A 21,031-nucleotide genomic window follows, 5' to 3' on the forward strand; every position below is an offset into this window, starting at 1 on the left:
AGCTCCGCCAACTGCCGCGCGGAGCAGGCCGGATCGACATCGAGCGCCCGGCAGAACAGCTCTGGCTGTTCGGCGGCCAGGGTCTTCACCACACCGCCGATGCCGCCGAGCAGCGCGAGCTCGGGCTGCGCGCTGCCCAGGAAACCGAGCGCGCCGTCCAGCCGCGTCACCGTCACGAAGGCCGCTCGGCCGGATCCGCCGCGCAGCAGCGGCACGGCGCGGCCTGCCAGCAGAATGCCGTCGGTCAGGCGGCGTTGCGCCGACGCCCAATCGGCGGCGCCGCCGAGCAGGACGAGGCAGAGGTCGAGCGGCTCCTCGTCGAGCCCGTCCGCCGAATCCGCCTGTCCTACCGTCCAACCCAGAGCGGTCAGCGCCGCCGCGATCGCCTCCGAGCCGGAGTCCGGTTCGCCGGTCAGATCGACGAGCACCGCCCGTGCCCCGTCCCGGTAGGGCGCTACCGCCCGATCCGGCGCGGGCAGCGCGACCAGTTCGACGGCATGCCGCGACGTTCCCGCCGCGGCCTCAGCTTTTGGGTGGACATCACCTCCCGCCGCGCCGGCGAGTTCCACCACGATCTGATCCAGCGTGCGAAGCGTGCCCAACTGCTCCGGACCCAGACTCGGTAGATTCGGAAAGCGTTCTTGCAACGCGCCGATCACCTGCACCCGCTTGATCGAATCCACCCCGAGGTCGGCTTCCAGATCCATCGACGGATCGACCATCTCGACCGGATAACCGGTCTTCTCCGCGACCACCTCACGCAGCGCACGCCGCAACGTCTCGCCCGACGCCTGAGCGTCGGCCGGGGCGGCGGCGTTCACCGCCGGGGTCGATCCGGCGTCCTGCGCGCCCAGCAGATCGGCGATCTGATCCGAGCGTGCGAAGCGTGCCCAACTGCGTCCGGACCCAGACTCGGCAACTGCGGAAAGCGTTCTTGGAGAGCGCCGATCACCTGCACCCGCTTGATCGAATCCACGCCCAGATCGGCTTCCAGATCCATCGACGGATCCACCATCTCGACCGGATAACCCGTCTTCTCCGCGACCACCTCACGCAGCGCGCTGCGCAACGCCTCGCCGGTCACCTGGCTCTCGGCCGCCGCAGCCGCGGGCGCGGCGTGCCCGTTCGTCGCCGGAGCCTGCACCGCAACGGGTTCCGGCGCGCGGGCGGGGCGGGGCTCGTCCACGACCATGGCGGTGGCCAGCGGCCGTCGTACCGGCGCGGGTTCGATGGCCGCGCGCGGCGCGGGCGCGGGCCGGGTGACCTGCGTCGAGGGCCGCGACGCCGGAGCGAAGCCGCTCTCCAGCTCGACCAGCTGGGCGAGCACCTCGCTGGCTCGCGCGTGGCTGTGGCTGATCGCGACACCGTGTTCCTTGACCGCCTCGATGGCGCGGACGGTGGCGGCGTCGAGCCTGCCGTCGCCGAGCGCGCCCGCCAGGCCGCGGGCCATGTCCAGCTGACCGTCCAGGAACTGGCGGTGCGTGTGCAGGTGCTGGACGAGCGCGCTCTCCAGCGCGTCCGAACCGGTGTCGCCGGGCTGCGGTGTGGGGTACACGGGTGTCTCCGTTGCTGCGATGGAAGCGGTGGGCACGGCCCGCTGCTCGGCGGGCTGGTGATCGACCACGCTGTCGACCGGAGCGGGGGCCGCCGCGAGCACGCTGAGCCGGTATTCCGCCTCGAGCGCGGCGGCGTAGGACTTGCGCCGGGTGTCGGGCACGTATTCCGGCGCCGACATCGTCACCGTCATGGCGCGGCCGGAGACCGCGGCATCCGGTGCGGGCGCGGTGTGGCGGTTGATGCCGTGCAGGCCGAATCCGAGCACGGCCAGGCGCACCGCCGCGCGGGTCAGCGCGAGGTCGCTGTTGCCGATCGGGCCGGAGTCGGTGGCGATGACGACCGCGTCGTCGCCGAGGGTGCGCCGCACCAGCGAGGTGAGCACCTGCTTCGGCCCGAACTCCACGAACACGGTGCAGCCCGCGTCGCGCATCGCGGTGAGCGCGGCCACGAATTCCACCGGCTTGCCGAGCTGTTCGGTCAGCACGGCCCGGTTGGCCGCCACGTCGTCGCCGTAGCGGACGCCGGGCGTGTTGGCGAAGACCGGCGCGTCCGGCGCGCCGATGTGCGCGTCGGCGACGGCGGAGGCGAACGCCGCGGTGGCGTGGGCGACATAGGGCGTGTGGAACGCACCGGACACCGGCAGAGCGCGCGTCGCCACGCCTCGCTCGCCGCAGCGGGCGACGACGGCCGCGATCCCCTCGGCGCCACCGCCGACCACGACCTGGTCGGGCGCGTTGTGATTGCAGATCCAGACGTCCTCGACTCCGTCGAGCAGTTCCTCGGCGGTCTGCCGGGACGCGCCGAGCGCCACCATGGTGCCCGCCTCGACGCCCGGCTCGGGCGTCATGGCCACGCCGCGCGCGCGAGCCAGCGCGTGGAAATCGGCGGTGGTGAGCGCACCGGAGGCCCACAGCGCGGTCAGCTCGCCGAAGCTGTGCCCGAGGTACCCATCGGCGCGGAAACCGTAGTCCGACAGCGCGGTGAACTGCCCCGCGGACAGCGCGCCGATCGCAGGCTGGGCGAATTCCGTTCGGCGCAAGATATTTTCCTGCTCGGCCGCCGCGTCGTCGTCGAACGCGGGAGGCGGGAAGACCACCGAGGACAACCGCACCGGCGCGCCGGCGAACGCTTCGTTGGCCGCGTCGAACGCCGCGCCGACGGCCGGATTGTTCACCGCCGCGTCCAGTCCCATGTCGACGTACTGGCTGCCCTGTCCGGCGAACAGCGCGCCCGCCTTGCGATCCGGCAGGGCGACGGCGCGGAAGTACACGCCCTCGGGGTGCTCCCAGTCCGTGGCGTCGGGGTTGCGGACCAGTTCGTCCACCGCGAGCGAACGCAAGTGCGCGGCGTTCTCCTCGTCCACCGAGACGAAACCGACGCGCGCGTGATCCTCCGGGATGTCGCCCCCGTCGGATGGCGCGACGCTGCGCACCGCATCGATCAGTCCGGACACGTCGGGCGCGTGCCAGATGTGCGCCCGGGCGGTGCGGTGCAGCACCGGGTGCGCGGCGCGATCGGCGTCCGCCTCCTCCAGCACGACGTGGAAGTTGGTGCCGCCGAAGCCGAATGCCGAAGCCGCCGCGCGGCGCACCGGGCGCTGCGGGTCGCGGATCCACGGACGCGTGCGGGTGTTCACGTAGTACGGCGCGTCGGCGGCGGCGATCTCGGCGTTGGGCGCGGAGACGTTGATGGTGCCGGGCAGCACCTTCTGGTGCAGCGCCAGCGCCAGCTTCATCACGCTCGCGGTGCCCGCGGCGCCCTTGGTGTGCCCGATCTGCGACTTCACGCTGCCGAGGGCGGCGAAGGCCCGCTCCGGCGTCGCGTCGGTCAGCAGTTCCTTCAGGGCGGTGAGCTCGGTCTTGTCGCCGACGGGCGTGCCGGTGGCGTGCGCTTCGATGAGCGCGACATCGGCGGGCGAGATCTCGGCGTCGGCGTAGGCACGGTCCAGCGCGACGCGCTGACCGCCCGCGCGCGGGGCGTAGATGCTCTTGGCGCGGCCGTCGCTGGAGGAGCCCAGACCGCGCATGACGGCGTAGATCCGGTTGCCGTCGCGCCGCGCGTCCGCCAGTCTGCGCAACGCGAGCATGGTGATGCCCTCACCGAGCAGCGTGCCGTTGGCGTCGGCGGAGAAGGGACTGATCCGCCCGCTGGCCGACAGCGCGCCGACCTTGCTGAAGCACATGTAGATGAAGATGGTGTTCTCGGTGTCCACGCCGCCGGTGATCATCATGTCCGCGCGGCCGTCCTGCAGTTCGGCGATGGCGGTGCGCAAGGCGGCCAGCGAGGCCGCGCACGCCGCGTCGACGGTGCAGTTGATGCCGCCGAGGCCGAGCCGGTTGGCCACCCGGCCCGCGGTGATGTTGGCCAGCAGGCCGGGGAACGAATTCGCCTCCCACGGCGCGAAAGCCGCGACGAAACGGTCCGCGATGGCGTCCGCGTCGGCGTCGGACAGACCGACCGAGCGCGCCGCCTCCTTCAGCACGGGCGTGGACAACCGCGCGGCCAGCGGGTGCATCAGCGGCACCGGGCCGGTGGTGCCGAGGACGACCCCGGTGCGGCTGGGGTCGTACCAGGTGGAGTCCACCGCACCCGCGTCGCGCAGCAGGTCGCGCGCGACGCCCAGGCTGAGCGTCTGCATGGTGCTGGTGACTTCCAGCTGGTTGGGCGGAAGCCCGAATTCCAAGGGATCGAACTCGATGTCGGGCAGGAACGCGCCCCGGCGCGAGTAGGTCTTGTCCGGCGTGGCCGGGTCGGGATCGAAGTAGTCGTCCAGGCTCCAGCGCGACTCGGGGACCTCGGTGGTGCAGTCGACGCCGTCGACGATGTTCTGCCAGTACTCTCGATGGTTGTGGGCGTTGGGCAGCAGCCCGGACATTCCGACGATGGCGATCGGGTTGCGCGCCAGGCGTCTGTCGTCTGTCACGGAAATTCCTCTCGAACCGGGTGGATGATCAGGCGGCCACGGTGGTCGCGGTGCGCGACGCGACGAGTTCGGCCGCGCTCGCGGCGAACCGGTGGTGGCCCAGCGAACTGGGGTGCAGACCGTCGGCGGTCCACATCTCCGGCCGTTCCCATTCGGGCTCGGCGGCGATGTCCAGCAGCAGCGTGCCGGTGTCGGCGGTGACGTCGGCGAGCACCGCGTTGGCGAAGGCGAACCGCTCGCGCAGCAGCGCGCGGAACCCGTCCGGCACGGGCAGCCGGGCCGGGATGTCCGGATAGCTGGCCGTGAACACCGTCGCGCCGCCCGCACGCAGGGCGCCGAACAGCTCGGCGAGATTGCGGGCGAAGCGGTCCTCGGCGAAATCGCTCACCAGGTCGTTGACCCCGACGACTACGCCGAACAGGCCGGAGCGTCCCGACAGGGCCACGCGTAGTTGCCGTTCCAGCACGACGGTGGTCGTCGCGCCGTGCTCGCCGAGATTGCGCACCGCCGCGGGCCGCAGCCCGAGCTGGCCGCCGAGGCGCGGCACCCAGCCTCGGTAGCCGCCGCCGGCCGCGGCGTCGCCGCGGCCCTCGACGAAACTGTCGCCGAGCGCGGTCAGCACGGGCGCGCTCATGCGGTCACTCCGTCCTTGCTGATGTGCCTGGCCGCCGCGGGGAAGTTCACCTTCTCGTAGAGCGCGGCCAGCTCCTGCTCACCGAAGTACTTGTCCGGCGAGTAGATTCCCGCGATCAGCCCGAAGAAGTGCTTGGTGTAATCGGCGTCCAGCGACGTCGCGCGGAACACCGAGTCGTAGTACGGGGTCAGCGACAGCTCCGAGATGCTCAGCGTCAGCTCGTAGGTGCTGGCGCTCTGCGCGTCGCGCTCACGCTGGTACTCCGCCAGCGCCTCGTCCATCGGACGCGCGCCGGACAGTCCTTCGTCCACCCGGTCGGCGAGCAGCTGCGCGTACTTGAACGCGTCGGTGATGCCCCAGCCGGTGAACGGATCCTTGTGGTAGGCGGCGTCGCCGACGAGCGCCCAGCCCGGACCGAAGGACCGGCGGCGGTAGTTGTCCGGGTACAGCATCGGGCGGAACTGCTCCACCCGCTTGCCCGTGTCGCGCAGGCGAGCGCCGATCTCCGGGTCGATCTGGTCGACGATCTCCTGCACGCCCGCGTCCGGGTCGGCGCGGAACTCGCGGAACCGGTCCCGCTTGCGCATGACCGCGACCAGGGCCAGACCGTCGTTGGTCGGCCAGGACGCGAACTGCTGCTCGCCGAATCCGGTGCGGTGCTGCATCCCCCAGTCGACGCCCTCGTAGTAGGAGTAGTAGATGAAGCACGCCGCGGGCGAGCCCTCGTACTCCTGCGCGCCGACCGCCTTGGCCACCATCGAGTTCGAGCCGTCGGCCCCGACCACCAGCGCGGCCCGGAACTCCTGCTCGGCGCCGTCGCCGATCGTGCCGCGGATGCCGGCCACGCGGTCGCCGTCGAAGACCAGTTCGGAGACGGTGAAGCCCTGAATCACCTCGACGCCGGAGTTGCCCGCGGCATCGACCAGGATCTTGTCCAGCACCGTGCGGCGCGGGCAGTAGACGGCGTCGATGCCGTCGGCGGCGGGATCGGCGAAGCCCTTGATGACGATGTCGGTGTAGGAGAAGTTCAGGTGCCGGATCGGCGGGACGCCGGTGGCGACGACCTCGTCCAGCAGGCCCCAGGACTTCAGGAAGCCGAGCCCGGCCTGGTGGATGTAGTGGGTCGACGGGGTGTCGCTGGGGAAGCTCGCGCGGTCGACGGCGAGCACCCGGTAGCCCTTCCTGGCGAGCAGCATGGCCAGCGGGGCGCCCGCGACCCGGGTTCCGACAACGATGACGTCGTACATGTTTCGCATCACTTTCCGGTAGTCGAATTCCGATTCGAGTCTGTGGCCGTGCCGGGCGCTCGACCACCGCGGCGGGGCCTGATTCATCGGCCGATCGGCCGCGGCTATCGTGCGGGCCGGGGCGCGGAATACAGCAGTTCGATATCCGCCGCATAGGCCTCGGCGATCGCGGCGCGGCGCAGTTTTCGTGACGAAGTCGACAATCCGTCCTCGACGGTGAAATCTCCGTCGACGATCCGGAATGCCCGAATCGATTCCGCGCGGGAGACGAGTGAATTCGCGTCGTCGACCGCCGATTGCACGGCGGCGGTGAGATCGCCGCCCGGTTCGGCGGCGCGCCAGCGCTGCACCTGCGCCTGATCCAAAGTCACCAGGGCGGCCACGAAATCGCGGCCGTCGCCGAGCACCATGCAGTTGGACACCAGCGGATGCAGCCGGATCCGATCCTCCAGGGGCGTTGGCGCCACGTTCTTGCCGCCTGAGGTCACCAGGATCTCCTTCTTACGTCCGGTGATCCGCAGGAATCCGTCGTCGTCGAGCTCCCCGAGGTCACCGGTGTGCAGCCAGCCCTCCGCGTCCACCGGTGACTGGCTCGCCGCGGCGCCCCAGTATCCCGGCGACACATGCGGTCCGCCGACCAGCACCTCGCCGTCCTCCGCGGCGACGGCCACCGAGGTCCCCGGGATCGGCCTGCCGACGGTGCCGATCCGGTTGGTCTCCGGAGCGCTCACCGTCACGGCGGTGGCGGCCTCGGTGAGGCCGTAGCAGTTGAGCAGCACCACGCCGAAGGCCGCGTAGAACCCGACCGTCGAATCGTCCAGCGAGGCGCCACCGGAGATGACGTGGCGCAGCTCGCCGCCGAGCGCGGCCGCCACCGGATGCGCCGACGGTTCCGGGGTGGCCCCGGCCCGCATCAGTTCGAGACCGCGCCGCACCGCCTCCCGCTCCTCGTCCTCGGTGAGCAGGGTGCGGCAGTACTTGCGGATCTTCTCCAGGCCGTAGGGAATCATCGCGAGGAAGGTCGGCCGCACGGCGGGCAAGGTCGGCACCAGATCGGGAATGCCGGGCAGCAAATGGGTGCGGCTGCCGCCGAACAGGCAGGCGAACAAGATGGTCTGGCCGAAGACGTGCGACAGCGGCAGGGCCAGCACGGTGGTCCCGTCGAACATCGCGCCGGTGCGGCGCACCGTGTTCGACGAGGACACGAACATGTTGCGATGGGTGATCAGGCAGCCCTTCGACACCCCGGTGGTGCCGCTGGTGTACACGATCATCGCCAGGTCGTCGGGCCGCACCGCGGCGATGCGCGCGGCCAGTCCGGGATCGATCGCGCCGGTGGCCCAGTCCGCGATCTGCTCGAAGAGCCAGACCTCGCCCGCGCCTGCCGCGCGCAACCGCTCGGCGTCCTCGGCGCTCTCGGCGGCGAAATACGCACTGCCGCTGTCGCGCAGGATGTGCTCGATCTGGCTCGGTGACGAGGTGGGGTAGACCGGCACCACCACCGCGCCGAGGGCCAGCAGCGCGCAATCGAGCAGCACCCAGGCCAGATTCGTGCGGCCGAGCACCGCCACCCGATCACCCGCCACGACGCCGCGCTCGGCCAGGGCCGAGGCCAGGGCGCGGGCCCTGCGGTCCACCTCGGCACTGGTCAGCCGAGTTCCGTCGGCGTCGCACAGCGAAAGCCGGTCCGGATGCTCGGCGGCGGCGCCGGAAATCACCGAGTACAAACTCGCCGAGTCCGGCAGATCGTAACCATTCTCACCGACCGACACTGCGATGACAGACACTGTGTTCACAATGTCGAATTCTGATCGGCGGCACGGAATTACCGCGCCGCCGATATCGCGGTTCCTACCGCGCGAATGTCATCACCTATCGACGTGGTCAGGCCGATACCGCGCGGGCAATATCGATTTGCGCCGGTTCCGGAGAATCGATGCAATCCAGGAAAAATCCGACCGCCGGATTCGACTCGTCCGCACGCCACACCGCGTACAAATCGAGCGTCGGCACCGGATCGAACAGTTTCACCGCGACCGAGGCGCTCCCCGGACCGCCCATGCCCATCGAAATCGCCCGCGGCAGCGAGGCGAACCCCACCAGCGGGCGCACCGAGACCATGTGCGCCGTCGCACCCGGGTCGTCGGCGGTCTGCGCCACCGCGAGGGAGATCCTGGAATCCGCCGCCGCCCGGAAGATCGAGTCGTACATCGCCGGACACTGTTCCCGGGCGAACAGCACGCATTCCTGGCCCTCGAGTTCGGCGAAGGGGACGCCGGGCCGGTCGGCCCACCGATGCCTGCGCCCGACCACGGCCACCAACGGCACCCGGTGCAGCAGCCGCCGGTACCGGAAATCGGTCGTGCTGGGATGGCCGTAGACCAAGGCGAGGTCGAGCGACCCGTCGGAGAGCGCGGCCAGCTGCGGGCCGGTGCGCTTCTCCCACAGTGACACCACGATGTCGGGATGTCGCTCGGTCATCCTGGTGAGCGCCTCCGGCAGCACGTGCCTGCTGGCCGGAAGGTTGTAACCGATGTTGAGGGTGCCCGCCCGCCCTTCGGCGGTCGCCTTCGCGGCCTGCGCCGCGCGGTCCATCTGCGCCACGATGAGCCGGGCCTGACTCTCGAACTCCCGGCCCGCCGGGGTCAGCTTGACCTCGTGCGAGTTGCGTGCGACCAGTTGCACGCCGAGCGATTTCTCCAGCTTCTGCAGCTGGGCACTGAGACTGGGCTGCGTGAGATGCAAGCGCTGCGCTGCGCGGCCGAAATGCAGCTCTTCGGCAATCGTGATGAACGAAACCAGATGTCGGAACTCCATGCCGCCGGCTCCTTTTTCCGCGTACCGGAAACGGTAGCGCCACCAAGTAACCGACGATGAACCCGGATCGGACGGACGGTACCGAGACCGTAGCGGATGAGTGAACTGGACCCGAGGGTCGAACGGGCTGTGCTTTCCAGGCCCGTGACCATCCAGGATGCTCCGAACTCGTCCGGACGGCAACCCGAACGGGCGCGATCCGACGAACTCCCGCTCGGTCGATCCACCGCCAGACCGAGCGGGTCCTCCCGAACGAAGCCTGGTTGTGGCACGCTGCGCGACCGGTCATCGGGATGATGCGCGGCTCCTACCGGCCATCGGCTGTGGAAATCGAACTCGCGGCCGTGCGGTTCCGGCTGCTTCGCCGGTAGGCGCCCGGCGCGGCGCCGAACTGGCGTTTGAACGCTTTGGCGAAGGCGAACTCGGAGGTGTAGCCCGCTCGCGTGGCGATCGCGGCGAGCGGCCGGTCGGTGTCGCGCAGCGCCTTGGCCGCCGTGGTCATCCGCCACCAGGTCAGGTAGGCCAGGGGCGAACGGCCGACGAGCTGGGTGAACCGCTTGGCGAACGCGGCTCGGGACAGGCCCGCGCGCCCGGCCAATTTCGCTACCGTCCAGGGATGCGCGGGGTCGTCGTGCATGTCGCGCAGCGCGACGGAGATCGACGGGTCGGCCAGCGCCGCCGCCCAGCCGGGCCGCCCGCAGTGGGCCTGCTCGTCGTACCAGGCTCGCAAGATGTACAGCAGCAGAGTGTCCAGCAGGCCGGTCACGACCACGTCGGTGCCGTGGCCGGGTCGCTCCAGTTCGGCGCCGAGCAGTTCGGTCGCGGTGCGCAGGTGCGGATACCGTCCGACCCGGGCGGGCAGGTGGACCACTTCGGGCAGCTCGGTGAGCAGTGGGTGCGGCATCGACCGGTCCATCAGGTAAGCGCCGCACAGCATCACGACTTCCGGATCGCCCTCGGTCGCGTCCGAACCGGTGAGCGTGGCCGGCGAGTCGGCCAAACCGTGCTCGGCCGCGCTCGGGCGCAGGAACACCACGTCTCCCACCCCGAGCCGAAGCGGCTCCGCACCCGGCCGCAGCATCCAGCACGAACCCTGCAGCAGCACATGGAAACCCGCGCCGCACGCGGATTCGAACCACGAAGCCCACGGCGCCCGCTTCCGCATCAGGTTGGAATGCGGGCGACCGGTTCGCATCGCCGCGATCACGTCGCTGAGCACGTCCATCCGACTACGCTATCCCAGCGCCCATCCGATAGACGATCGGACATAAATCTCGGATTTCATGACATGGTTCGTATTTCACGATGTCCGTACGGTCGTTCATGTCGAATCAGCCGAAGACAAGGAACCGACATGACAATCGCCGTTTACGGTGCGAGCGGGCACACCGGAAAACTCGTCCTCGCCGAACTTCGCCGCCGTGGTGTCGAACCGGTGCTGGTCGGCCGGGATGCCGACCGGTTGCGAGCGGCCGCGGCCGAGACCGGCCTTCCGGACGCCGTCATCCGCGTCGCCGAGCTCGGGGACGCGCCACTCACGGACGCGTTCCGGGGCGTGCGGGTCGTGATCAGCACGGTGGCGCCGTTCCGCGAGTTCGGCGAGCCGGTGGTGCGCGCGGCGATCGCCGCGGGCGCGCACTACGTCGACACCAGCGGGGAGCAGACTCACGTCGAGCGGGTCTTCGACGCCTACGCCGAGCCCGCCCGGCAAGCGGGTGTGACCGTCGTGCCGATGGTCAACGACGGCGGCTTCCTCGGCGACCTGGTCAGCTCCCTGGCCGCGGCGCGGGTCGAGCGCCCCGAGCAGGTGACGCTCGCGCACCGGCACACCGGCGGCGCCGTGATCTCCCGCGGCAGCGGCCGGACCGCGATCGCCAACGCCGACGCCTTCACCTCCGGCGGACCGATCTTCACCGACGGCGCGTGGCGCACCGACCTGCCCGCACGGACGACCGAACTCACCTTCCCGGGTACGGTGCGGCCGGTGCAGGTGGTGAAGTTCGCTCTCACCGAGGTGATCACCGTTCCCCGGCATGTGCCCGCCGACCATGTCGAGGGGGTCGCCGAGACCGAGGTGGCCGCGCTGTTCGCCGACCTCACCCCGGAACTCGCCGAGACGCTCCCCGAGTTTCCCGAGGACGACCCCGGCAACCCGGGCCGGTTCCTGGTGCTGGCCGACGTCACCGGCCCCGGTGGCAGCGCACGCGCGTACGCCGAGGGCGCCGACACCTACCGGTTCACGGCCATCGCCGCGGCCGACGCGGCGGTGCGGCTCGCCACCGGCGGCGCCGAGGCGGGCGTGCTCGCGCCGAGCCAAGCATTCGATCCGGCGGATGTGCTGAATTCGTTCGCCGCCCAGGGAATCCGGTGGTCGGTGGAACCGAGACCGTGAGATTCCGCACCGGCCGGGCGCACCGGCGCCACACCGCGAACCTCGTGGTGGATCGCAGCCTTCCCAGGTGAGCGTTCGCGTCGTGGCCGGGCCGCCCTCAACCCGATGCCCCGGGCGGGGGCGGGCGGCGGTGCAGGGCGAGCTGGATCTCCAGCAGCAGGCGGTCGGCGTGGTCGTCGAGGTCCATGCCGAGAATGTCCTCGACCCGGCGCAGCCGGTAGCGCAACGTATTCGGATGCACGCACAGCGCCGCGGCGGCGGCGCGCACGTCGCCGTGTTCCCGCAGATAGGTCTCGACGCTGTCGCGCAGGCTCGCGGAATGTTTGCGGTCGTAGTCGAACAGCGCGCCGAGCCGCGGATCGCGCAGTTCCGCCCGTGCTCCGACCAGATCGAGCACCTCGCCGAGCAGCACCGCGGTCCGCGCCTCGGCAAGGGTGGTCACCCGGCTCGCGGGCGATGCTGCGGTTCGGTCCAGAACCCGATCGACCTCGGCGCGCGCGGCGGCCACCCCGCCGAGATCGGGCACCGGGCAGGCGATCGCGGCCCGGAGCGACAGCGACCGCTGAGCTTCGAGCTGCTCGATCAGTTGACGGGTCCAGGCCGTCACCGCCTGCGCGGATCGGTAGCCGGGCAGCAGCACGTAGACGCGGTCGCCGATCGCGGTGGTCACCGAGTCGCCGCGAAACGAACTGGCGCGCAACCGGAGCACGCCGCCCAGCGCAGCCGGCTCGGCGCCGGGCGCGGGCTCGCCCGCCGTGGGCGCGAAACCGATCACCGCGGCCGGACCGGCCGACGGCAGGTGCAGCGCGTTCGCCACCGCCGCGGCATCGACCGCCGCCCCCGCGCCGAACAGCCGACGCGTCAGTAGCGCCTCGGTGGTCGGCGCGTCCAGCTTCCGGGAGATCAGCCGTCCCACGATGGCCGCGGCGCCGCGCAGGATCTCCGCCGCGTCCGGGTCGAACGGCCGAGCGCCCTGCTGGAGCCAGATCGCGCCGAGCATGCGCGGAGTGCGCGCCCGCGCGTCCGCGGGCCTGCGGATGCCGATCACCAACCTGCGCTTGATATTCAGCTCGTCGTGGGCGGGCACGTCGACGACCTCGTCGGTGTCGCGCAGCCGATCGAACACGCCCCACTGCCGCAGCAGGGCCAGATATTCCCCCGGCCCCTCGCGGCCGAGGATCGATCGCACGCGCAACTCGTCGGCGGTCGAGTCGGACGCCGAGTACGCGAGCACATGCGACTGCGCGTCCTCGATCGACACCATCCCGCCCGCGTTGTCCGCGATCATCTGCGCCAGCGCGAACAGGTCGATGTCCGCGGCGAGCTCGTCACCATCCGCGCCCACGGTTCCGCCCTTCGGACAACTCTCCAACACACTTGCCTCATCTTTGTCCAATCGGCTCATTGTCCGGACAGTTTTCCGGTGTTGACTACCCAGTACCGAAAATTCATCTGGCAACTGGAGGTCTCATGGATGCCGTCGTGTCCCCGCCCCCGCCGGTCAACGAGCCGGTGGGCAGCTTCGCGCCGGGCACGGCGGAACGCGAGCGCCTGCGCGCGAAGCTGGCCGAGCTGGCCGCGACCCCGACGGAGGTCGCGCACGTCATCGGTGGTGCGCATCGGCATGGTTCGGGCGAGCGCGTCGCGGTGGTGCAGCCGCACCGGCACGCCGCCGTGCTCGGCACGCTCGCTACGGCCGGACCGGGCGAGGTGCACGACGCGATCGCTGCGGCCACCGCCGCGGCGCCGGGATGGCGCGCGCTGTCCTTCGACGAACGCGCCGCGATCTTCCTGCGCGCCGCCGATCTACTGGCCGGACCGTGGCGCGAAACCCTCTCCGCCGCAACGATGCTGGGCCAGTCGAAGACGGCCTACCAGGCCGAGATCGACACACCCTGCGAGCTGGTCGACTTCTGGCGGTTCAATGTGCACTTCGCGCGCCGGATCCTGGCCGATCAGCCGATCTCGGCGCCGGGGACGTGGAATCGGATGGACTACCGGCCGCTCGAGGGGTTCGTCTACGCGATCACGCCGTTCAACTTCTCCGCCATCGCGGGCAACCTGCCCACGGCGCCTGCGCTGATGGGCAACACGGTGGTGTGGAAGCCGGCCGTCACCCAGTCGGTGGCGGCCTACTGGACGATGAGACTGCTCGAGGCGGCGGGGCTGCCGCCCGGCGTGATCAATATGGTGCACGGCGCGGGCCCCGAGGTGTCGGAGGTGGCGCTGGCCGACCATCGGCTCGCTGGCATCCACTTCACCGGATCCACCGCGACCTTCCGCCACCTCTGGCGCACCGTCGCGGCGCATCTCGACCGGTACGACTCCTACCCGCGCCTGGTCGGCGAGACCGGCGGCAAGGATTTCGTCGTCGCGCACAGCTCCGCCGATCCGGACGTACTGAGCACGGCCCTGATCCGCGGCGCGTTCGACTACCAGGGCCAGAAGTGCTCGGCCGCCTCGCGCGCTTTCCTCCCCCGATCGGTGTGGGACCGGATGGGCCGCGAGTTCATCGACCGGGTGGCCGCGCTCAGCTACGGCGACGTCACCGATTTCGGCCACTACGGGGGAGCCCTCATCGATCGGCGCGCCTTCACGAAGAACGCCGACGCCCTCGCGCGCGCCAAGGCGACTCCGGGCCTGACCATCGCCGCCGGCGGCCACGCCGACGACAGCGTCGGCTATTTCGTCGAGCCGACCGTCCTGCTCGGGGACGACCCGGCCGACGAGGCGTTCCGCGTCGAGTACTTCGGCCCGATCCTGGCCGTGCACGTGTACGACGATTCGGTCCGCGGCTCGTTCGAGTCCGTGCTCGACCTGATCGACCGGGGTTCGCCCTACGGCCTGACCGGCTCGGTGATCGCCCGGGATCGCGCGGCGATCGGCACGGCCGCCGATCGGTTGCGCTTCGCGGCGGGCAACTTCTACATCAACGACAAACCCACCGGGGCGGTCGTGGGCCAGCAGCCTTTCGGCGGGTCGCGCGCGTCCGGCACCAACGACAAGGCAGGCTCGGCACAGAACCTGCTGCGCTGGACCTCCGCTCGCACGATCAAGGAGACCTTCGTCCCCGCGACCGACCACCGCTACCCGCACCAGGAGTTGTGATGGCCTTCTCCGGACTGCTGCGGCCCGCCGTGCTGGCGGCGTCCCGTTCCGCGCGCATGGAGCGCGCGATCACCCGCCTCCCGGCCACCAAGAAGCTGGTCGACCGTTTCGTCGCGGGCGAGACCGAACGCGACGCGGTCGCCGCGACCTCCGCGCTGCTCGGCTCCGGCCGCTCGGTCAGCATCGACTACCTCGGCGAGGACACCACCGATCTGGACCGTGCCCGCGGCACCGTCGCGCACTACCTGCGGCTGCTGTCGGCGCTGGCCGAGCTGCGCGCCATCGACGACGCTCCGGTGCCGCAACTGGAGGTGTCGCTCAAGCTTTCCGCACTGGGCCAGTCGCTGCCGCAGAACGGATACGCCATCGCACGGGAGCACGCCTATGAGATCTGCACGGCGGCGAAGGCCGCCGGGGTCTGGGTGACCGTGGACGCCGAAGACCACACCACCACCGAAGCGACGCTGGCGATCGTGCGCGAGCTGCGTTTGGACTTCCCGTGGCTCGGCACGGTCCTGCAGGCCTATCTCAAACGCACCGAGGCGGACTGCCGCACTTTCGCGGGTCCGGGTTCACGGATCCGCTTGTGCAAGGGCGCCTACCGCGAACCCGCGTCGGTGGCCTATCAGAGCCGATCGGCGGTGGACGAGTCCTATCTGCGGTGCCTGCGGGTGCTGATGGAGGGCAAAGGGTATCCGATGATCGCCACGCACGACCCGGCGCTGATCGACGCGGCGCTGCGCCACGTCCGGGAAAGCGGGCGGAAGTCCGGTGATTTCGAGTTCCAGATGCTGCACGGCATCCGCGACGCCGAACAGCGGCGCCTGGCCGGAGCCGGTCACACCCTGCGCGTCTACGTGCCCTACGGCGACCAGTGGTACGGCTATTTCATGCGCAGGCTGGCCGAGCGACCGGCCAATATCGCGTTCTTCCTGCGGTCGCTCGGCCGCGACCGCTGAGCGAAGGCGGGAATCGGCGCTGCCTGGTCCAGAAGACCCGACGCAGTCCAGAAGTGACCACGGGCCGCCGGCGGTCGTCGGGTGATGCGGCAGCGCTTCGAGCGGTAGAAGGCGTCCTCCGTCGCGTGCTCAGAGCCGGCCGACGAGGTGCTCCGTCGTCGGGCATGGCCGAGGTAGCCGCCGCAGGAGGACCTGCGATCGGCCGGCCGCACGCCCGAACCGGTCACCAGTACTGGCACGCTTTTCGCCGCCACTTGTGACGACACGCGACCATACTGGCGGAACATACGGTTTCGAGCGAAGCGAGACCGAGCCCGTCCCAGCGCCGCAGGCGCTGGAAAAACCAACACGGAGTCGCATTGTCCCTCGACCACTTACGCAGCCAGATTACGCGCCGCAAGCCGCTCGGCGAGGTCGAGGACGAAGCCGCTCCGGCCGATGAACAGTTGTCGCGGTCACTGGGACTGTGGCAGCTCACCGCGATCGGTGTCGGCGGCATCATCGGCGCGGGCATCTTCACCTTGGCGGGTGCGGTGGCGCACTCGGTCACCGGTCCTTCGGTGTTGATCTCGTTCCTCATCGCGGGTGTGGCGAGCGCGGCCGCCGCGCTGTGTTACGCGGAGTTCGCCGGGATGGTGCCCAAGGCCGGGTCCGCCTACACCTACGGATACGTGTCGCTCGGCGAGATCGCCGGCTGGTTCATCGGCTGGGATCTGCTGCTGGAGTATGTCGCGGTCGCGGCGGTGGTGGCCATCGGCGTCTCCGGCTACTTCAAATTCCTGCTGGAACAGGTCGACATCGCGCTGCCCGATTGGATGATGGGCGCTTCGGGCACCGGCGAGGGCCACGTCGTCGACGTGTTCGCCATGCTGTTCTGCCTCGGCACGGCCTGGCTGCTCGCGCGCGGCATCCGCAGCGTCGGCCGGTTCGAGACCGTCGCCGTCGGTATCAAGGTCGCCCTCGTCGTGCTGATCATCGTGCTCGGCGTGTTCCACATCGACAGCTCGAACTACACCCCCTACTTCCCGTTCGGCACCGGCGCGGTGTGGACGGGCGCGGCCACCGTCTTCTTCGCCGTGTTCGGCTACGACGCGATGAGCACCGCCGCCGAGGAGTCCACCGACGGCAAGAAGCATCTGCCGAAGGCGATCATCTATTCGCTGGCCATCGCGATGGTCCTCTACGTGCTGGCCACCCTGGTGCTCACCGGCATGCAGAAGTACACCGAGATCAGCCCGACCAGCGGGTTCTCCACGGCGTTCGAGTCGGTCGGGCAGCCGGGCGTCGCGAACATCATCGCGATCGGGGCCATCGTGGGCATCGTCACCGTGGTGCTCACCTTCATGCTCGGCGTCACCCGCGTGTGGTTCGCGATGAGCCGCGACGGGCTGCTGCCGGAGTGGTTCGCCAAGACCCATCCGGTCCGAAAGGTGCCCACCCGGGTGACCTGGATCGTCGGCATCGGATCGGCGCTGATGGCCGGATTGCTGGACATCACCGTGGTGGCCGAGCTGACCAATATCGGCATCCTGATGGCGTTCATCGTGGTGTCCGTCGCGGTGATCGTGCTGCGGCGCACCCGCCCCGACGAGCCGCGCGAGTTCCGCCTGCCGTTCATGCCGGTCGTTCCGCTGGTCGGCATCGGGTTCTCGCTGTACCTGATCTGGTCGCTGCCGTGGGAGACCTGGGCGCGTTTCGTGATCTGGCTGGTGGTCGGCTTGATCGTCTACTTCACCTACTCGCGCAGGCATTCCAGGCTCGAGCGCGCCCGGCCCGCCGCGGCGGAAGGCCCGCCGACCTCCTGAGCCCGGTCGCCGGGCTCGTCGGCGAGTACCCGTTGCGAAACGGTCGCTGGACTGCCTACGGTCGAAACGTCGGCATCGGCGACAGCCGCGACGTCGCGCGGCTCGGAAGGAGCGGTGGCGGATGGATCTGCGGGAGGTCGTGTCGGCGGGTGTGCTCGAACAGCGCGAGTTGCTGGCCCAGGGCGCACTTTCGGCGGAGCAACTGGTCGAGGCGACGCTCGACGAAATCGATGCCGCGGCGGATCTCGGCGCCTTCACCCGTGTCCTGCGGGAAGAGGCCAGGGCCGAGGCCGTCGAGCGCGACCGCGCGCGGGCGGCGGGCGACACGGTGGGCCCGTTGCACGGGGTACCGGTCGCGGTGAAGGACGAATTCGACGTCGCTGGCGTGGTAACCACCTTCGGCACGAGGGCGAACGCCACGCCCGCCGTGGCGGACGCCGAAGCCGTGCGCAGGCTGCGCGCGGCCGGGGCGATCATCGTCGGCAAGACCGCGATGCCGGAATTCGGGCAGTGGCCGTTCACCGAGTCCAGTACCTTCGGCGTGACCCGCAATCCGTGGGACCCGAACCGCTCGGCGGGCGGGTCGAGCGGCGGGTCCGCCGCCGCGGTGGCCGCCGGGCTGGTGCCCGTCGCACTCGCGGGCGACGGTGGCGGGTCGATCCGCATCCCGGCCGCGTGCTGCGGATTGTTCGGTCTCAAACCGCAGCGCGGGCGCGTGCCGATGTCCCCGAACGAGCACCTGTGGTGGGCGCTGGGCGCCGCCGGGCCGCTGACCCGCGGCGTGCTGGACTCCGCCGTCGTCTACGACGTCATCCGCGGCAGCACCCCCACCGACCGATTCCACGCGCCGGACCCGGCGACCTCGTTCGAGGCGGCGGCGCGCGCACCGGCCCGGCCGTTGCGCATCGGCTACAGCACCAAACCGCACGCCCTCATGGTGCGACTCGATCCGCAGCATGTGCGCGCCCTGCGCGACACCGCGAAACTGCTCACCGAACTGGGCCACACGGTGGCGGAGATCGACCTGCGCTACCCGGAATCCATGCACGCCTTCTTCCCCCAGTTCTTCGGCGGCGTGCGCGCCGAACTGGCCGAGATCGATCATCCCGAACTGCTCGAACGCCGCACGAAGCAGACGGTCGGAATCGGCGCCTGGGCGCGCAGGCCGATCGTCGAATGGGCGATCCGGCGCGGCGAGGCGCTGACGCGCAAGATGGACCGCGTCTTCACCGAATGCGACCTGTTGCTGACTCCCACCATCGCGATCCGCCCGCCGCTGCTCGGCGTGCTCGACGGGGCGAACACGGTACGAGCTCAGCTCGCCTCGATCCCGATGGTCGCCTACACCGAACTGTGGAACGTCACCGGTCACCCCGCCGCCTCGCTGCCCGCGGGCGTGGGCGACGACGGGCTCCCGCTGTCGGTGCAGCTGGTCGGCCCCACGAATGGCGAGACGACGATTCTTCCGGTCGCCGCGCAACTCGAGCAGGCACGCCCGTATCCCCGCCCGGTGGCCCTTTCGCACCGCTAGCCTCCACGGCGTCACCAGAGTGGGTCGCGGCACGTCGTCTGCGAGTGGTCGATGGGCGCGAGAGCGCCGGGAGCCCACCTTTCCCGGCAGCACCGTGGGCGTGTCCGAATGCGCGCTCCCGTCCGAGCGCGACATCGCGCCACACCATCCCGGCGGTGATCGGAGCCACCCGCCCCCACGTCCCGATCGGCCGACCGTGCGTGGCAGTCGATGCCCGAGTACTGCCGGTACGCCGTGCGCGCGGCGCATCTTCCGCAACCGCTGCCAGGTGAGACCAGCAGGTCGGTCCACCCCTCGCCAAGTCCCCGCGGACCCGCGGATAAGATACAACTTGTGTCTAAGACGTATTCATCCGCTGAACAGGCCTATCGCGCCGTGAAGGAGCGCATCCTGTCCGGCGCGCTCGCGGGCGGGGAACTGATCAGCGAGGGCGAGATCGCCGCCGACCTGGGCACCTCCCGTACGCCGGTGCGCGAGGCGTTCCTGCGGCTGGAGACCGAAGGGTGGATGAAGCTGTATCCCAAGCGCGGCGCGCTGGTGGTGCCGATCCCGCCCGATGAGGCCGAGCACGTCGCGCACGCCAGATACGTGGTGGAGACCGCCGCGGTCCGCAGCGCCGCCGCCGACGACACCGGCATGCTGGTCGGGGCCTTGCGCTCCTCGATCCACCGGCAGCGCGAACTGGCCGCCGCGGGTGATCTCGACGGCTTCGCGCTCGCCGACACCGACTTCCACCGCACCTACGTCCTGGCCGGTGGCAACCCGCTGCTGTCGGGGTTCTACGACTCGCTGCGGGAACGCCAGCGCCGGATGAACAGCGTCGCCCTGCGTCGGGGCCCGGTCGACATCACCCGGATCGTCGAGCAGCACGTGCGACTGGCCGACCTGATCGCGGCGTCGGACGTCGACGGGTTCGCCGACGCGTTGGTCGAGCATCTGTCCGGCGTGCATCAACTGGAGCTACGAGGCCGGTGATGGCGACGCTCACCCGCACCGCGCCCCGCGAACGGATCGTCTCGACCCGATGGCGAGGCGTTGCCGCCGCCATGTTCGCGATCGCCTGGGGCGGAAACGAATTCACGCCGCTGCTGGTGATGTACAAGAACGACGGGCTGGCGGCGACGACCGTCGACCTGCTGCTGTTCTACTACGTGCTCGGCATCGTGCCCGCGTTGCTGATCGGCGGCCCGCTGTCGGATCGCTACGGCCGTCGCGTCCTGCTGCGGCCCGCGCCGCTGATCGCCGCGGCCGGATCACTGCTGCTCGCGTTCGGGTCCGCGTCGGTGCCGCTCATGTCGGCGGGACGAGTGCTGTGCGGCATCGCCCTCGGGCTGGCGATGGCGGTCGGCGGCAGTTGGCTCAAAGAGCTGGCGCAGGCGCCGTACAACCAGGAGCTTCCCGCGGGCACGGGCGCGCGTCGCGCCGCGATGAGCCTCACGGCGGGCTTCGCCATCGGCGCCTGCTGCGCCGGTGTGCTCGCGCAATGGGCGCCGTGGCCGAACACCTTGGCGTACCTGATCAACGTAGGCCTGTGCCTGATCGCCGCCGTGTGGGTCCGGCGTGCGCCGGAAACGGTCCCCCGACGGCAGAACCCGGGCCGGCTCCGCGATGACCTGCGCATTCCCGCGGCGGGACACCGGCGTTTCCGCACGGTGGCACTGCCCGCCGCGCTGTGGCTGTTCACCTCCGCCGCCGCGGCGTACGCGGTGCTGCCCGCGCTGATGGCGCCTCGGGTCGGTACGGCGCCGATCGCGTTCTCCGCCATGATCTGTGTGATCACCCTCGGCTGCGGGTTCGCCGTCCAATCCGTCGCGCGCCGGATCGACCGGCCCGGCACCGCGCGAGCGGCCGCGATCGCGCTGATCGCGGTCACGCTGGGGATGGCGCTCGCCGCGACGGCCTCCGGCCTGTTGACCGTGTGGGCGACGGTGGCCGCCGCCGTGGCGCTCGGAGCGGGCTACGGCATCGGAATGGTGGCCGGGTTGCAGGAGATCGAACGCATCGCCCGCCCGGACGATCTGGCCGGGCTGACCGCCGTGTTCTACTCCGCGAGCTACC

General features: G+C 70.5%; 15 protein-coding genes. 7 read left to right on the forward strand and 8 right to left on the reverse strand.

Annotated elements, in window-relative coordinates; translation table 11 throughout:
* The 7 genes from ON21_RS40450 to ON21_RS32540 all read right to left on the reverse strand — a co-directional run.
* On the reverse strand, positions 1 to 821 hold an 821-nt coding region (locus ON21_RS40450), incomplete at its 3' end, for a phosphopantetheine-binding protein (protein WP_245562825.1).
* Positions 818 to 4,480: a type I polyketide synthase gene (locus ON21_RS32515; RefSeq protein WP_051021594.1), complete on the reverse strand. Its 3,663-nt coding sequence runs from the start codon at positions 4,478 to 4,480 to the stop codon at positions 818 to 820. The genes ON21_RS40450 and ON21_RS32515, both read right to left, overlap by 4 nt.
* 28 nt (positions 4,481 to 4,508) lie before the next feature.
* Entirely contained in the window at positions 4,509 to 5,114 is a 606-nt protein-coding gene (locus ON21_RS32520; protein WP_039804490.1) for an SGNH/GDSL hydrolase family protein, read from the reverse strand.
* The gene (locus ON21_RS32525; protein ID WP_245562826.1) at positions 5,111 to 6,370 is read right to left on the reverse strand and encodes an NAD(P)/FAD-dependent oxidoreductase; all 1,260 of its coding nucleotides are present in this window, start codon (positions 6,368 to 6,370) and stop codon (positions 5,111 to 5,113) included. Before ON21_RS32525 ends, ON21_RS32520 begins: the two co-directional genes overlap by 4 nt.
* A gap of 95 nt (positions 6,371 to 6,465) precedes the next feature.
* The gene (locus ON21_RS32530) at positions 6,466 to 8,148 is read right to left on the reverse strand and encodes an AMP-dependent synthetase/ligase (RefSeq protein ID WP_245562827.1); all 1,683 of its coding nucleotides are present in this window, start codon (positions 8,146 to 8,148) and stop codon (positions 6,466 to 6,468) included.
* 97 nt (positions 8,149 to 8,245) lie between these two features.
* Positions 8,246 to 9,178: a LysR family transcriptional regulator gene (locus ON21_RS32535; RefSeq protein ID WP_039804492.1), complete on the reverse strand. Its 933-nt coding sequence runs from the start codon at positions 9,176 to 9,178 to the stop codon at positions 8,246 to 8,248.
* Between the two features lie 307 nt (positions 9,179 to 9,485).
* On the reverse strand, positions 9,486 to 10,403 hold the full coding sequence (locus ON21_RS32540) for an AraC family transcriptional regulator (RefSeq protein WP_039804493.1): 918 nt from the start codon (positions 10,401 to 10,403) through the stop codon (positions 9,486 to 9,488).
* Positions 10,404 to 10,532: 129 nt separating this feature from the next.
* On the opposite strand from ON21_RS32540, the gene ON21_RS32545 reads away from it, so the two are divergent.
* The gene (locus ON21_RS32545; RefSeq protein WP_039804495.1) at positions 10,533 to 11,570 is read left to right on the forward strand and encodes a saccharopine dehydrogenase NADP-binding domain-containing protein; all 1,038 of its coding nucleotides are present in this window, start codon (positions 10,533 to 10,535) and stop codon (positions 11,568 to 11,570) included.
* A gap of 97 nt (positions 11,571 to 11,667) precedes the next feature.
* On the opposite strand, the gene ON21_RS32550 is transcribed toward ON21_RS32545, so the two are convergent.
* Positions 11,668 to 12,915, reverse strand: coding sequence for a PucR family transcriptional regulator (locus ON21_RS32550; RefSeq protein ID WP_039804496.1), 1,248 nt, complete (start codon positions 12,913 to 12,915; stop codon positions 11,668 to 11,670).
* A 125-nt stretch (positions 12,916 to 13,040) separates the two neighbouring features.
* On the opposite strand from ON21_RS32550, the gene pruA reads away from it, so the two are divergent.
* The 6 genes from pruA to ON21_RS32580 form a co-directional block, all read left to right on the forward strand.
* A complete protein-coding gene (pruA, locus tag ON21_RS32555) occupies positions 13,041 to 14,678 on the forward strand; it encodes an L-glutamate gamma-semialdehyde dehydrogenase (protein ID WP_039804498.1) in 1,638 nt (545 codons plus the stop codon).
* On the forward strand, positions 14,678 to 15,637 hold the full coding sequence (locus tag ON21_RS32560; protein ID WP_039804499.1) for a proline dehydrogenase family protein: 960 nt from the start codon (positions 14,678 to 14,680) through the stop codon (positions 15,635 to 15,637). Before pruA ends, ON21_RS32560 begins: the two co-directional genes overlap by 1 nt.
* A gap of 359 nt (positions 15,638 to 15,996) precedes the next feature.
* Positions 15,997 to 17,442 carry an amino acid permease gene (locus ON21_RS32565; protein WP_039804500.1) on the forward strand — a complete coding sequence of 482 codons (1,446 nt, stop codon included), beginning with the start codon at positions 15,997 to 15,999 and terminating at the stop codon, positions 17,440 to 17,442.
* A gap of 121 nt (positions 17,443 to 17,563) precedes the next feature.
* Positions 17,564 to 18,973 carry an amidase gene (locus tag ON21_RS32570; RefSeq protein WP_039804501.1) on the forward strand — a complete coding sequence of 470 codons (1,410 nt, stop codon included), beginning with the start codon at positions 17,564 to 17,566 and terminating at the stop codon, positions 18,971 to 18,973.
* A gap of 333 nt (positions 18,974 to 19,306) precedes the next feature.
* Positions 19,307 to 19,948 carry a GntR family transcriptional regulator gene (locus tag ON21_RS32575; RefSeq protein WP_039804502.1) on the forward strand — a complete coding sequence of 214 codons (642 nt, stop codon included), beginning with the start codon at positions 19,307 to 19,309 and terminating at the stop codon, positions 19,946 to 19,948.
* A partial coding sequence (locus ON21_RS32580) for an MFS transporter (protein WP_051021595.1) occupies positions 19,948 to 21,031 on the forward strand: 1,084 nt, incomplete at its 3' end. The genes ON21_RS32575 and ON21_RS32580, both read left to right, overlap by 1 nt.

The sequence above is a fragment of the Nocardia araoensis NBRC 100135 genome, from assembly GCF_000308435.1.
Lineage (GTDB): Bacteria > Actinomycetota > Actinomycetes > Mycobacteriales > Mycobacteriaceae > Nocardia > Nocardia araoensis.

Bases quoted from the DNA above. Each gene is read 5' to 3' on its own strand.
- ON21_RS32520 (WP_039804490.1), bottom strand. From the start codon at position 5,114: ATGAGCGCGCCCGTGCTGACCGCGCTCGGCGACAGTTTCGTCGAGGGC.
- ON21_RS32525 (WP_245562826.1), bottom strand. From the start codon at position 6,370: ATGCGAAACATGTACGACGTCATCGTTGTCGGAACCCGGGTCGCGGGC.
- ON21_RS32535 (WP_039804492.1), bottom strand. From the start codon at position 9,178: ATGGAGTTCCGACATCTGGTTTCGTTCATCACGATTGCCGAAGAGCTG.
- ON21_RS32540 (WP_039804493.1), bottom strand. From the start codon at position 10,403: ATGGACGTGCTCAGCGACGTGATCGCGGCGATGCGAACCGGTCGCCCG.
- ON21_RS32545 (WP_039804495.1), top strand. From the start codon at position 10,533: ATGACAATCGCCGTTTACGGTGCGAGCGGGCACACCGGAAAACTCGTC.
- pruA (WP_039804498.1), top strand. From the start codon at position 13,041: ATGGATGCCGTCGTGTCCCCGCCCCCGCCGGTCAACGAGCCGGTGGGC.
- ON21_RS32560 (WP_039804499.1), top strand. From the start codon at position 14,678: ATGGCCTTCTCCGGACTGCTGCGGCCCGCCGTGCTGGCGGCGTCCCGT.
- ON21_RS32570 (WP_039804501.1), top strand. From the start codon at position 17,564: ATGGATCTGCGGGAGGTCGTGTCGGCGGGTGTGCTCGAACAGCGCGAG.